Annotated in this window: 1 protein-coding gene; it reads right to left on the bottom strand. The window is 53.1% G+C overall.

What is annotated here, in order from left to right; all coding sequences use genetic code 11:
* On the bottom strand, window positions 1-454 hold a 454-nt coding region (locus A3764_RS25455), incomplete at both ends, for a hypothetical protein (protein WP_082866009.1).

Below are 454 nucleotides of genomic sequence, written 5' to 3'. Positions count from 1 at the left end.
CGTGTCAATCTGTTTCCAGTGCTCGGAAACAAAGGGATTCAACTCTTCGTCGCAGCCCATGCGAAGTGCATAAGCGTCGGCAAAATATGACATGTCGATCTCATCATTGTCATCTTCGAGACATTCGCCGATGGCTTCGATTGTCATTTCAACGGCCACGCCAAACCGCCCGACGGATGCATGGATCAAGATCTTGATGAATTCGTCGATCTGAAGAATTCCGGCGTCCCGGACGCCCGCATCCTCAAACAATTTGATCATCGTTTTCCGAAGGAGCGCCCCATCACTTGCGAATGTCATAGGCTTCATCTCGATCGGGCGAAGACGCCGGGTCAGCGTGGGATCGTGGTTGATCATGGCACGCCCCTCGGGCGTCGCCGTGAGGATGATGCAGATCGGCCATTCGGAGTGCTGCATCATGTTACGGAAACGTTTGATGAACACCTCGATACTG

Origin of the sequence: Sulfitobacter sp. HI0129, from assembly GCF_001635395.1 — a bacterium.
Classification (GTDB): Bacteria; Pseudomonadota; Alphaproteobacteria; order Rhodobacterales; family Rhodobacteraceae; genus Sulfitobacter.
This window is presented reverse-complemented; position numbering and strand designations above follow the sequence as displayed.